The organism is Alkalihalobacillus sp. NPDC127517 (assembly GCF_050276055.1).
Lineage (GTDB): Bacteria > Bacillota > Bacilli > Bacillales > Bacillaceae_D > Alkalicoccobacillus.
The window spans coordinates 20,141-31,727 of record NZ_JBNNQX010000015.1 but is presented as its reverse complement, the minus strand read 5'-3'; the positions used below and the strand labels follow the sequence as shown (position 1 = coordinate 31,727).

The following is an 11,587-nucleotide window of genomic DNA, read 5'->3' as shown; positions in this document are numbered from 1 at the left end:
TGACAGTTTGATGGAATGAAATTCTTTTAATAAAAGGTATGGTAATCTTTAAGGAAAGACAAGAGAGGACGATTAGAGATGGTTAAGTTATTTTTACTAATAGGAAGCATTGTAATGGCGCTTGGCGTTGGGATTGGAGCGTTTGGTGCCCATGGACTTGAGCCAAGAATTTCAGAACGAATGCTAAAAAACTACCAGACAGGTGTTCAATATCACATGATCCACGGCCTGGGGATCATCGCCGTTGCCTTAATTGGCATGAAGATGACCTCTTCTGCATTATTAACTGGAGCCGGTTGGGCATTTTTAATTGGAATTATCTTTTTCTCAGGTAGCCTTTATGCAATGGCACTTACAGGGATGACAAAGCTTGGAGCGATCACACCAATTGGAGGTGTTGCCTTTATCGTAGGTTGGATTTTAATTGGTACGTTTGCCGTACGCTCTCTATAACAAATAAAAATAGCGAACCTTCCACATTGATGGAACGTTCGCTATTTTTGTGTGTTACCGAGGAGAATACGTTCCGATGTCAGAGCTCTGTTGCCCAAAGGGATACGAGTACGTAATGGGTTCATCAAACGTCACCCAATCTAAGTTAACCATAAGAAGAAGGTAGCTCTCGCCGGTTTCTGGGTTACTAACAATAATATGATCTCGCCCAGCTTCTTCTAAACGCCCGCGGAATACGCGTGCATTCCACTCATCATTGTTCTCGAATGTCTGATGAACAACGACATTTTTTCCGCGATTTAATCGAAGGATATTCTCAATAAACGACTGTTCAATTGGAAGCGATGCACCGCCCTCTGCTGGCGTGGCACCTGCTTGAGCTTGTTGTGCAAAGCCTGGTGTTTGGTAGTTCTGCGCTGAGAAATACGGTTCTGGACCCTGTTGGCCTTGCTGACCCTGTTGTGGCTGTTGACGATAATACCCCTGATCATAATAGCCATTCTGGTAATTCCAAGGTTGTTGATACATACACATGCCTCCTTAAGTATTTAAAAAGTGGAAAAGACCTCAGCGCATTCAGCCTGAGTAGGAATGTAAAAGCAGTGAGACTTATACCTTCCCGAATTCACCTGACCATACCATGTGGCTGGACAATCACCCGCAGGCTTAAAAAACCATAACGCATTATCAGCCGGATAAAACCGTTCCCCATTAATTAAGCGTTTTGCCAATCGTTTGTCGCGTTCTCTGGCTCGTTGGTAGAAGTAACCTTTCTGAACAGCCTCAAAGCCACCAGGTGACTGAAAAGCAACCTGTGGAATCGTATTGACGTTTCCGAAATCGGAGCAGCTCACTCGTGCCCGGTTCACCATCACATTCCCTGCCATCAACATTCCTTGTTCGCCTTCACCTTCAGCCTCTGCTCTCATCAGACGAGCCAACACATCAATATCACTTGAAGATGCCTTAATAACAGCCATCTCACACCTCCGTATGACTTTAAATCAACATCCCTCTAACTGTATGAATGAGAGGAAGAAAATATGAATGGTTCAAAAAAATAAAAAAGACCCTTGCACAGTTTATATACACACTGTTATAGTGTATATAAAGATATACACACTATAACACTAAATATTAGGAGGATGGTTATGTCGGAGAGGCAGCAGGTATGGAAGTTGATGATGTTTGAGTTGAAAAAAATCAAACCTAAGCACATCTTGAATTTTCTATTGTTTACCATAATAGCAATCTTATTTTTCTCGGAAATTATGTTCTCGAGTGTTTTTCTGGAAGGAGAGCGTGCAGTTAATATTGCTTTAGACGCAATCTTTTTTGGCTATTCTATATCGGTTGTAATGTACTTAAGATCCAAGTCATTTAAGCTCCAATCATTAAAGGGAGGTTTATATTCAGCCCCATTCATGGTTGTGTTACGAACGCTCCCCCTTAGTGAAAAAGCCATTGTGAAATCGAGGATCAGTTTATTTTTACTAATGTCCTTTCTCATAAGCACGATTCATATGATCATCATCTATTTCGTGTCTACAGAATTAAGAGTAATCATTCCTTTAGAACAATTACTATACTGGATCATTATTTGGAACATGGTAACAGCGTCAATAGGAATGTTTATGACAATGTCCGAACCTGGGTCCACATATACCAGAAAGTATTTAGTTACATTTAACGTCATTTTCTATGGTGTTCTTATAGTAGCACTCACTGCTCTAGTAAGGTTTAGCGGAAATGGTGTGTTTGGCTGGATCCTTTATTTCTCTAGTGAACATACGATTTCAACGATGTTCATCGCAATTGCACTTGCAGTGAGTACCGTTATTTTTGTGTATCACTACATGAACCATTACATGAAAAAGGTTGATTATCATGTATAGATTTAGAAGGGAGGTCACTAGATGAAGCTCCCCATTCATTTAGATGAATCGAGTCGTTCACCGATTTATTATCAGATTGAAGAACAGTTAAAGGCATTAATTGTTTCCGGGCACTTAGAGCAGGGAGCAAGCCTTCCGTCGATCCGAGCGCTATCTAAGGATTTAGCCTGTAGCGTCATTACAACAAAACGTGCCTATCATAATCTTGAAGAGAAGGGACTGATTCGAACCTTGCAAGGAAAAGGGACCTTTGTTGCAGAAGTAGATACGGGTGCGAAACAAACGGCGAAAGAGGAAACGGTGGCAAAAGGGTTGAAGCAAGCGATTCAAACAGGTAGACAGCATAACTACTCAGACAAAGAACTTGTTACATTATTTACAAATCTTTTAAAAGAATAGGGGTGCCACATGAAACCATTAACAATGAATCACGTAAAGAAAAGCATTGATCAACAGTCCATCATAAATGTTGAAGTGATGTCACTGGATGCGGGATGCATTCATGCTCTAGTTGGTGATAATGGCTCTGGTAAAACCACACTGCTTCACTTGATTTCAGGTTATATTCATCTAGATTCAGGGAGCATCGAGCGGTTTGGTGAGAATTCGAGTAAGGAAGAGTGGAAGCAAAAGCTATCCTATATGCCTCAGGAAATGCAGGCTCATTCCTTTTTTTCTTTAAAGGATTTAGCGGATTTAGAACAGATTGCCTACACAGGGTGGGATCACGCTCTCTTCAATCGGCTAGTTCACGAATTCGACCTCCCCTTAAAGAAAAAGCTCGATAAACTCTCTGTCGGGATGCGAAAAAAAGCGATGACAGCGTTAGCGTTATCCAGGCCATCAAAGCTACTAGTCATGGACGAACCCCTTGCTGGTGTAGACATTAGCGGGCAGGAGCAGTTAAAGAGAGAATGGATTTCCTACTTGGAAGCGGATGAGGAGCGGACCATTTTATTTTCTACTCATACGCCAAGTGAGATTGGTGAAATGGCAGACTATATTCACATACTAAAGAAAGGTGAGCTTGAGGGACCTTTTGAAAAGGATTCACTTAGTGAACAATATGCGTACATTTGGATTGAACACGCTCCAGAGCTTTCAAGCATTCCAGGGGTGAAGCGAGTGCAAACCACAGGAAACACGTCGATGCTTCTAACAGAAGATCGTTTTGTAACAGAAGAAGCGTTAACGGCAGCGCGCTATGAGATTCAGCAGATTCAAGCTCTTACTATCACTGAGATTTTAAGGGTAAAACTAGAAGGAAATGAAGGAGTGAGCGCATGACTTTATCTATTGATCACGTGTCAAAGCAGTTCGGTCAACATCAAGCGGTGAGAGACATTTCGATTCATGTACCTAAAGGAGAAATTTTCGGGATGCTCGGTGCAAATGGAGCGGGAAAAACAACAACGTTCCGTATGATTCTTGGTCTTCTTGATCCATCAGATGGAACGATTACATGGGATGGTAAGAAAATTGATTATAGCCGCACAAGCTTAGTTGGATATTTGCCTGAAGAACGTGGCCTTTATCCGAAGCTAACAGTAAAAGAACAGCTCCTTTACCTAGGACGTTTAAAAGGAATGAAAAAGCCGGAAATCTTAAAAGCGACCAAACAGTGGCTAGAGACCTTTAAGGTGCCTGAATATGAAAACAAAAAGATTGAAGAGCTTTCAAAAGGAAACCAGCAAAAAATTCAATTCATTGCGGCGATCCTGCATAAGCCGGAGCTGGTTATTTTAGATGAGCCATTCAGTGGATTGGATCCTTTAAATGTCGACCTTCTGAAAAAAGCGGTCATCGAATTAAAAAACGCAGGCTCAACCATCATCTTTTCAAGCCACCGGATGGAGCATGTGGAGGAGCTATGTGAGCACCTTTGTATCATGCACAAAGGAGAGCCGGTTGTTCATGGAAAGCTGAAAGAGATCAAACAAGATTTTGGGAAGAAAAATGTTTTGATTCGCGCCGATTATTCGCTGGATTTCTTGCAGGAACAACCAGGTGTGACGAAATTTGAAGCCTTCCCAAATGGAGCACGCGTCCAAGTGGATGGGATGGAAGCGGCAAAATCATTATTTCAGCAAATCACACAAAAAGGGTTTGTTGAACGCTTTGAAGTAGAAGAACCAAGCTTACACGACATATTCGTCGAGAAGGTAGGGACCTCATATGAATAATTTTTGGACAGTCACCATGCATACGTTTACGAACCGACTAAAAACAAAAGCATTTATGATTACGACCTTAATTACGATTCTGGTTATTGCAGGTTTCTTGAATGTTGATCGAATTTTTGAAGCTTTTTCTGGAGATAGTGATGGAGTAGAGTCGATTGCGGTTATTGGTGATCAAGATGAACTTGCAGAAATTGTGACTCAAGAACTATCTACTTTAGAATCGTACGAAGCGACAAATGAATCTGCTCAACAAGGAGAGCCAAGTGAGGTTCTTGAAGTAACAGAATCAGATTACGTACTAAGCTTAAATACGGATGAGTCCGGGCAACTATCGGCCTTACTATATGCCGATGATGTGTCATCAAGTGTGGCAAGCGAAGTGGAAACAACGGTACAGCGTGTAAAAGAATCCGTTGAAACGCTTGAGCTCGGTCTAGATGAAGCAGAATTAGCTGCGATTTATGCTCCAATCTCTTTTGATACAGAATCTGCAGAGGCTTCTCTCAATCCAGATCGGACAGAGGAAGAAACGTCACAAGCACAGACGATCGTATATATACTATTATTTGTCATCTACTTCGCAGTTATTATCTATGGATCGATGATAGCTACAGAAGTGGCGACAGAGAAGTCGTCACGTGTTATGGAAATCCTTGTTTCAAGTGTCCACCCAATCGTACAAATGTTCGGGAAAATAGTTGGAATTGGACTAACCGCTTTAATACAACTCGTTGTTCTATTAGTTGGTGTAGGTTTAGGGCTACTTATTAGAGGATCAACCGAAGATAGCTATATTTCGGGAATACTGGGATCAGGTTTTCCAGTTGACTTAGTTGTTTATGCGCTAATTTTCTTAGTTCTAGGGTTCCTTTTGTACGGTAGCTTGGCGGCTATGCTTGGCTCTTTAGTAAGTCGTGTAGAAGATGTAAATACACTGATTCAACCGCTTGTTTACATGGTCATGATCGCCTTCTTTATTGCTGTATTTGGGTTAAATAATCCAGAATCTATGCTAGTTACGGTTACATCTTGGATTCCATTCTTCTCACCAATCATTATGTTCTTGCGACTAGGATTACTGGCTATCCCATTATGGGAAGTGATTCTTTCCTTTGGAGTCATGATAGCTTCAATCATCGTCTTTAGCTTATTCGCAGCCAATGTATATAAAGGTGGCGTCATCATGTATGGCAGCAATTCATTATTCAAAGGAATTAAAGCTGCGTTATCGCTTTCAAAAAAATAAGCAAAAGCCAAAAAAGCATTTTGAGAACGTAGGACATGTGTGGTACGATGAGACTATTGCGTAAAGGGTAGGAGGTGAACAGGTGTGATCGAATTACTTTTAGAGATGATGATGATTGGTGCGATTTTATTAATTGGATTATACATGCTGGCAGCGTTCGCTAGAATTAATCTTGCTTTTAATCATCACAAAATTAGATCGAACCAACTGAAAGAACGACTCGTGACGATCTATAGCTCTAGAGTAGATGCGCCTGTTTGTCCTATGTCGGTCACCTATCGTCCGAAGATACCGTCGATTTATGATCAATATGCCTCTGATGATGAAGCTCCATCCTTTGTGGTAGCAGCTTAATATCAATTGCGTATAACCAACAAGGAGGAATTTTCATTTTGAAGAAGTCACATATTATCATGTTAACAATGGTTTTATTAATGGTTGTTTTGTCTGCTTGTTCGCCAATGGAGCAAGCACCAATAACCGCTGAGACAGAAGGGTTTTGGAGCCACTTTTTTGTGTATCCAATGTCTTGGCTTATTACAACAGTAGCCGTATTTTTCAATAACAACTATGGTCTATCCATCATCATAACAACGATTTTGATTCGTTGTGTATTACTGCCACTTGTATTAAAGCAACAAAAGAGTACTCGTAAAATGCAGTTGCTACGTCCAGAGATGCAAGAAATTCAAGAACGAATGAAAAAGAAAAAGGGAGATCCAAAAGCACAACAAGAAGTTCAAAAAGAAATGATGGGCTTGTATCAAAAGCATGGGGTAAACCCACTAGCTGGATGTCTGCCGATTCTTGTGCAATTCCCAATTATCATGGCGTTCTACTTTGCGATTATTCGTACAGAAGAAATTAGAGCACATGAGTTCCTTTGGTTTAACCTGGGACAACCTGACTACGTGTTACCGGTGATTGCGGCAATCACAACCTTCTTCCAGTTCAAAATGTCGATGAGCCAAATGCAGCAAATGCCGACTGTTGAAGGTATGCCAAACCCGATGAACATCTTACTTTATGTCATGCCTGTTATGATCATCATTGCTGGTGTAACCCTACCTTCAGCCCTTTCCCTGTACTGGGTAATCGGAAACGTCTTTATGATCATCCAAACATACTTTGTAGTCATTCGCCCGAACGCGAAGCTGGCAGAGTTAGAAACGAAATAAGTATGAAGACCACTGAGGCGAACTCAGTGGTCTTTTTTGTGCGGAGTTAATTAGGGGTCGCGTGCGGGCCACGCAAAGTCGCGCAGAAAAGAGAGAGGTTGCGCACTCCCCCACAATCTCGCGCAAAGAAGCACCCCACCCAAATCCAGCTCACACAAAAAAAGCGAGCCCTGCGGCTCGCTTCCTTCTTATTCCTATCCTCAAACGTAAAGATACTTAGAAAGCTGTTCTTTCTTAAGCAACGATCCAACGTAGAATGACCCAAACTCTCCGTAGCGCGCCGATACTTCGTCAAAGCGCATTTCATAGACAAGCTTCTTAAATTGAAGGACATCATCCGCAAATAGTGTAACGCCCCATTCCCAATCGTCAAAACCGACAGATCCTGAGATGATTTGTTTTACTTTTCCGGCATAACCTCGGCCAATCATACCGTGACTGCGCATAAGGGAGCGACGCTCGTCCATATCAAGCATGTACCAGTTATCGTTGCCGTCTCGGCGTTTATCCATTGGATAGAAGCAAACGTAAGGGGCATCTGTTAATGTAGGGTACAGTCTTGAACGCACGTGAGGATTTTGGTATGGATCCTCATCGCTGTCACCAGCAAGGTAGTTACTAAGCTCAACAACCGACACGTATGAATAAGACGGAAGTGTGTACTCAGCAAATCTTGTTTTATTAAAGGCATTTTCAAGTTCATTTAGTTCTTTCATGGTTGGACGCATAAGCATAATCATCAGATCAGCTTTTTGACCGAGGATGGAGTACACCGTATGTGTTCCTGTTTCTGATGAGATCGCTTCTTCCCAATTAGAAAGGAGTGTTTGAAGTTCACTAATGATTTGTTCACGTTCTTCGCTTGGTACCTGCTTCCATGAAGACCAGTCAATTCTTCGGAAATCATGTAGAACATACCAACCGTCTAAAGTTTTTGCTGCTTCGTTCATTTCACTTACCTCCTAAGTCCAATCACTGACGAATCCTTCTTTACATTATCATATTTCCAAATGGGAATACATCTTTTGAGAGGAGATGCACATAAAAAGGCGCTGTTTCGAAAAAAATAATTGTAAGCGATGTACGTCAAATACCGCATGGTTGTAAGCGTATTCCTTTACTCGCTATTTTTAATTGCAAAAATGACAATCTTGTGTATGCCTGTTCCTTTTTAAAGGAAACAGGGGTATGCTAAGGGTATAACGGGTATGAATAAAGTAAAGGGGGGTTTGGCATGAGCGATTTGTTTACTCAAATTAAAGAACAGGTCCAACAACATCAGCCAACCATTGTATTTCCAGAAGGTACGGACGAACGTATTTTGAAGGCAGCTGTCAGATTGACAGAAGAGCGTGTAGTAAAGCCAATTTTAATTGGTGCGCCAGAAGCCATTAAAGAAGTAGCAACGAAAGAAGGAATTGAACTTTCTTCTGACATTACAATAGAGAACCCAGCAGACTATGCAGAATTCGATGCGATGGTAGAGGCATTTGTTGCTCGTCGCAAAGGAAAAGAAACCGAAGAAAGTGCACGCAAGGTCCTTCTTGATGTGAACTACTTTGGAACAATGCTTGTCTACATGGATAAAGCAGAAGGACTTGTAAGTGGTGCAGCTCATTCAACGGGTGACACGGTACGTCCTGCTCTTCAAATCATCAAAACACAACCAGGTATCAAGCGTACGTCTGGAGTATTTGTCATGGTAAAAGAAGATCAGAAATTTGTATTCGGTGATTGCGCGATTAACATTGCTCCTAATGCAGAGGAGCTTTCTGAGATTGCCATTGCAACGGCTGAAACAGCGAAATTGTTTGATATTGATCCTAAAGTAGCAATGCTTAGCTTCTCTACACTTGGATCTGCGTCTTCACAAGAGACACAAAAAGTATCTGAAGCAACAAAGATTGCTCAAGCAGCACGTCCTGATTTAGTGATTGATGGAGAATTCCAATTTGATGCAGCGTTTGTTCCAGCTGTCGCTCAAAAGAAAGCTCCGAACTCACCACTTCAAGGACAAGCAAATGTATTCATCTTCCCGAGCCTTGAGTCAGGTAACCTAGGTTACAAAATTGCTCAACGTCTTGGTGGATACGATGCCATTGGACCAATTTTACAAGGATTAAACAAGCCAGTGAACGATCTTTCACGTGGATGTGACGCTGATGATGTCTTTAAATTAAGCTTAATCACAGCGATGCAAGCCATTAACCAACGTGTCACGGTTTAATACGAATGTAAAAAAACGCAGCGATCTGATCGCTGCGTTTTTTCTATGGAGTGAGACATCGCTCGTGACGCTGTGTCACGCGTTCGAGCTGTTGTTCAAATACACGCTGTTCGTCTTCACTTGGTTCAGAAGGGATAATCGTTGCTCCAAGTTGCTCCATCGCTTGTTTGGCAAGGTTAAGCACTTGAGGCACTGTGAGTGATTCTCCCGTTAATTCCTCAAGAGAGGCCATTGTCTTAGGACGAATCTCTGGAACCTCATAGCGGGCCTCTCCGTCTTTTAATGCCTCTTTATAGAACTGTCTGATCACCTCAGCTCGATCAGATCCACTTCCTGTTACGCATAAGTAAATTTGAACGGCCACACCACCTCGGGTCCGCCTTTGCGAGATGCCTGCAAACTTCTGATTGTTTATACTAAGATCATAGCTGCCCGGACAATAGGAGCCAACAATTTCACGCGCCTCGATTTTTTCACTAAATGCAGGGAACATTGATCGAATAAGCTCAACCATTAAGTCATACCCCGCATTGATCGACCAGCCCTTCATTTCCTGAAAGATGAGTGACAAATTGAGTACTCCTGCGTCTAACATAACAGCAAGACCACCTGAGTTTCTTACGATGGCCTGATAGGTGGGAGCAAGATAAGTTAGCCCATCCTGTATAAAAGGAAGTCTGGAATCTTGTGTACCTAGTACAACTGTATTATGGTGAACCCACGCCCTTATTGCAAAAGAACCAATGGATCCTGCAGATTGGCAGAGAGTATCATCAAATGCAAAAGATTGAAGTGCGTTATAATCGGGATTTAATGAAGTATGATCAAAAAATCTCCAATCATGGTTAAAAGTCTGTTCGAAAACCATAGAAATCTCCTTACCTATCGGTGATACAGTTAGTATATCATGCCGTGCAATGAAAAGAATGTTGCATATGATACAGGATTTTACATTGCATAAACGTTTATTTGTAAGATACAATTGTCCGCATGTGTATTATAAAAACTGAATAAAATAAAAAAAGAGTTTCTGTTTAATAAAATTAGGGAATTGTAAATTGGTGTTTCAATTTACAATTCTGAACCAAAAGGGGGAAAAGGAATGAATTTAACGGTAAAAATTCTAATTGGTCTTGTGGTAGGTATTGTAACGGGTATCTTATTTAATGCATTTGCACCGGAATTATTTGAATCAGTAGATATGTATTTCTTTAGTCCAGTTGGGACAACGTTCTTAAACCTTATTATGATGATTGTTATTCCACTTGTATTCTTCTCCATTGCACTTGGTGCAGCGGGGATGGGAGATCCAAAGAAGTTAGGGAGAATCGGAGGGAAGACGATCTCATTTTTCTTAATTTCTACTGCAATCGCCTTAGTAATTGGTCTTTCAATCGCTCTGATTGTGCAGCCTGGAGATGAAGGGCTACTTGGATCTGGGGAACAAGACTATTCAGTGAATGAAGCTCCACCTATTATGGAGACGATAACGAATATTATCCCGTCTAACCCAATTAGCGCGATGGCATCAGGTGAGATGCTTCAGATTATCGCTTTTGCTCTATTTGTCGGTGTAGCTATCGGGATATTAGGCGAAAAAGTAGCAACATTTAAAAAGTTGTTAGAACAAGGGAACGAGATCATGATGTTCCTCGTAACGGTCATCATGAAGCTAGCTCCATACGGCGCAGGAGCACTCATTGCATCAGCACTTGGAAGCGCTGGTTTCGCTGCAATGAAGTCATTGGCTATGTATATGCTATGTGTAGTGGGTGCGCTACTCATTCATACATTCGTAACATACGGATTAGGTGTTTCTTTACTTGGACGCGTCAATCCATTTAAATTCTTTAAAAACTTTATACCTGCGATTGCGATGGCATTCAGCTTGTCTAGTAGTACAGGGACATTACCGCTTTCAATGAAAACAGCTCAGCAAAAACTGGGTGTATCTAAGCAAGTATCAAGCTTTGTTCAGCCACTCGGAGCAACAATTAACATGGATGGTACCGCGATTATGCAAGCAATCGCCACAGTGTTTATTGCACAGGTGTATGCACAAACCTTAACTGTTCCTGATCTTCTAACCGTTGTGTTAACAGCGACGCTTGCAAGTATCGGTACAGCAGGGGTGCCTGGAGCAGGGATGATCATGCTTGCCATGGTTTTATCGTCTGTTGGTTTACCACCAGAAGGGATTGCTCTGGTTATCGGTGTAGATCGTATTCTAGATATGATTCGTACGTCTGTTAACATTACAGGTGACGCTGCTTGTGCAGTTATCGTTGACCAAAGTGAAAAACGAGGCGGACATATTAAAGAAGAACCGTCTGATTTTCAAGCAACGTCTTAATTCATTTAACAAACCAAGACAATCTTTTAAGGTTGTCTTGGTTTTTCATTTC

At 41.6% G+C, this 11,587-nt stretch carries 14 protein-coding genes; 10 read left to right on the top strand and 4 right to left on the bottom strand.

The features are described 5' to 3' along the window. Positions 1-78: 78 nt before the first annotated feature. On the top strand, positions 79-453 hold the full coding sequence (locus ACQKKO_RS17985; RefSeq protein ID WP_498649618.1) for a DUF423 domain-containing protein: 375 nt from the start codon (positions 79-81) through the stop codon (positions 451-453). A 54-nt stretch (positions 454-507) separates the two neighbouring features. Here ACQKKO_RS17985 and gerQ read toward each other — a convergent pair whose 3' ends face one another. Together gerQ and ACQKKO_RS17975 are read right to left on the bottom strand one after the other, a co-directional pair. Continuing rightward, the gene (gene gerQ, locus ACQKKO_RS17980; protein WP_343131667.1) at positions 508-981 is read right to left on the bottom strand and encodes a spore coat protein GerQ; all 474 of its coding nucleotides are present in this window, start codon (positions 979-981) and stop codon (positions 508-510) included. A 20-nt stretch (positions 982-1,001) separates the two neighbouring features. After that, positions 1,002-1,433 carry a cell wall hydrolase gene (locus ACQKKO_RS17975; RefSeq protein WP_498649616.1) on the bottom strand — a complete coding sequence of 144 codons (432 nt, stop codon included), beginning with the start codon at positions 1,431-1,433 and terminating at the stop codon, positions 1,002-1,004. A 171-nt stretch (positions 1,434-1,604) separates the two neighbouring features. On the opposite strand from ACQKKO_RS17975, the gene ACQKKO_RS17970 reads away from it, so the two are divergent. The 7 genes from ACQKKO_RS17970 to yidC all read left to right on the top strand — a co-directional run bounded on the left by ACQKKO_RS17970 (position 1,605) and on the right by yidC (position 6,955). After that, positions 1,605-2,348, top strand: a complete 744-nt coding sequence (locus ACQKKO_RS17970) for a hypothetical protein (RefSeq protein ID WP_498649614.1) — start codon at positions 1,605-1,607, stop codon at positions 2,346-2,348. A 21-nt stretch (positions 2,349-2,369) separates the two neighbouring features. Continuing rightward, complete coding sequence (locus ACQKKO_RS17965; RefSeq protein ID WP_498649612.1) at positions 2,370-2,747, top strand: GntR family transcriptional regulator; 378 nt, start codon at positions 2,370-2,372, stop codon at positions 2,745-2,747. Positions 2,748-2,756: 9 nt separating this feature from the next. Next, a complete protein-coding gene (locus tag ACQKKO_RS17960) occupies positions 2,757-3,635 on the top strand; it encodes an ATP-binding cassette domain-containing protein (protein WP_498649610.1) in 879 nt (292 codons plus the stop codon). Next, positions 3,632-4,531, top strand: a complete 900-nt coding sequence (locus ACQKKO_RS17955) for an ABC transporter ATP-binding protein (protein WP_498649608.1) — start codon at positions 3,632-3,634, stop codon at positions 4,529-4,531. Before ACQKKO_RS17960 ends, ACQKKO_RS17955 begins: the two co-directional genes overlap by 4 nt. Then, positions 4,524-5,777: an ABC transporter permease gene (locus ACQKKO_RS17950; protein WP_498649606.1), complete on the top strand. Its 1,254-nt coding sequence runs from the start codon at positions 4,524-4,526 to the stop codon at positions 5,775-5,777. The genes ACQKKO_RS17955 and ACQKKO_RS17950 overlap by 8 nt, the downstream gene beginning before the upstream one ends. An 84-nt stretch (positions 5,778-5,861) precedes the next feature. Continuing rightward, positions 5,862-6,131 carry a hypothetical protein gene (locus ACQKKO_RS17945; RefSeq protein ID WP_498649604.1) on the top strand — a complete coding sequence of 90 codons (270 nt, stop codon included), beginning with the start codon at positions 5,862-5,864 and terminating at the stop codon, positions 6,129-6,131. Between the two features lie 38 nt (positions 6,132-6,169). After that, positions 6,170-6,955, top strand: a complete 786-nt coding sequence (yidC, locus tag ACQKKO_RS17940; RefSeq protein ID WP_498649602.1) for a membrane protein insertase YidC — start codon at positions 6,170-6,172, stop codon at positions 6,953-6,955. 200 nt (positions 6,956-7,155) lie between these two features. Here yidC and hemQ read toward each other — a convergent pair whose 3' ends face one another. Beyond that, a complete protein-coding gene (gene hemQ / locus ACQKKO_RS17935; RefSeq protein WP_498649601.1) occupies positions 7,156-7,905 on the bottom strand; it encodes a hydrogen peroxide-dependent heme synthase in 750 nt (249 codons plus the stop codon). A gap of 284 nt (positions 7,906-8,189) precedes the next feature. Here hemQ and pta point away from each other — a divergent pair, with 284 nt between their 5' ends. Next, on the top strand, positions 8,190-9,182 hold the full coding sequence (gene pta, locus ACQKKO_RS17930; RefSeq protein WP_203087918.1) for a phosphate acetyltransferase: 993 nt from the start codon (positions 8,190-8,192) through the stop codon (positions 9,180-9,182). Positions 9,183-9,225: 43 nt separating this feature from the next. On the opposite strand, the gene ACQKKO_RS17925 is transcribed toward pta, so the two are convergent. After that, entirely contained in the window at positions 9,226-10,050 is an 825-nt protein-coding gene (locus ACQKKO_RS17925) for a lipoate--protein ligase family protein (protein WP_498649598.1), read from the bottom strand. 234 nt (positions 10,051-10,284) lie between these two features. Between ACQKKO_RS17925 and ACQKKO_RS17920 the strand changes: the two genes are divergently transcribed. Then, positions 10,285-11,535, top strand: coding sequence for a dicarboxylate/amino acid:cation symporter (locus ACQKKO_RS17920; RefSeq protein WP_498649596.1), 1,251 nt, complete (start codon positions 10,285-10,287; stop codon positions 11,533-11,535). Positions 11,536-11,587: the final 52 nt, after the last annotated feature.

Excerpts from the sequence above, each read along its gene's own strand:
- hemQ (WP_498649601.1), bottom strand. The coding sequence starts at position 7,905 with ATGAACGAAGCAGCAAAAACTTTAGACGGTTGGTATGTTCTACATGAT.
- ACQKKO_RS17920 (WP_498649596.1), top strand. The coding sequence starts at position 10,285 with ATGAATTTAACGGTAAAAATTCTAATTGGTCTTGTGGTAGGTATTGTA.
- ACQKKO_RS17925 (WP_498649598.1), bottom strand. The coding sequence starts at position 10,050 with ATGGTTTTCGAACAGACTTTTAACCATGATTGGAGATTTTTTGATCAT.
- ACQKKO_RS17960 (WP_498649610.1), top strand. The coding sequence starts at position 2,757 with ATGAAACCATTAACAATGAATCACGTAAAGAAAAGCATTGATCAACAG.
- ACQKKO_RS17950 (WP_498649606.1), top strand. The coding sequence starts at position 4,524 with ATGAATAATTTTTGGACAGTCACCATGCATACGTTTACGAACCGACTA.
- pta (WP_203087918.1), top strand. The coding sequence starts at position 8,190 with ATGAGCGATTTGTTTACTCAAATTAAAGAACAGGTCCAACAACATCAG.
- ACQKKO_RS17965 (WP_498649612.1), top strand. The coding sequence starts at position 2,370 with ATGAAGCTCCCCATTCATTTAGATGAATCGAGTCGTTCACCGATTTAT.
- ACQKKO_RS17985 (WP_498649618.1), top strand. The coding sequence starts at position 79 with ATGGTTAAGTTATTTTTACTAATAGGAAGCATTGTAATGGCGCTTGGC.
- ACQKKO_RS17970 (WP_498649614.1), top strand. The coding sequence starts at position 1,605 with ATGTCGGAGAGGCAGCAGGTATGGAAGTTGATGATGTTTGAGTTGAAA.
- gerQ (WP_343131667.1), bottom strand. The coding sequence starts at position 981 with ATGTATCAACAACCTTGGAATTACCAGAATGGCTATTATGATCAGGGG.
- ACQKKO_RS17955 (WP_498649608.1), top strand. The coding sequence starts at position 3,632 with ATGACTTTATCTATTGATCACGTGTCAAAGCAGTTCGGTCAACATCAA.
- ACQKKO_RS17975 (WP_498649616.1), bottom strand. The coding sequence starts at position 1,433 with ATGGCTGTTATTAAGGCATCTTCAAGTGATATTGATGTGTTGGCTCGT.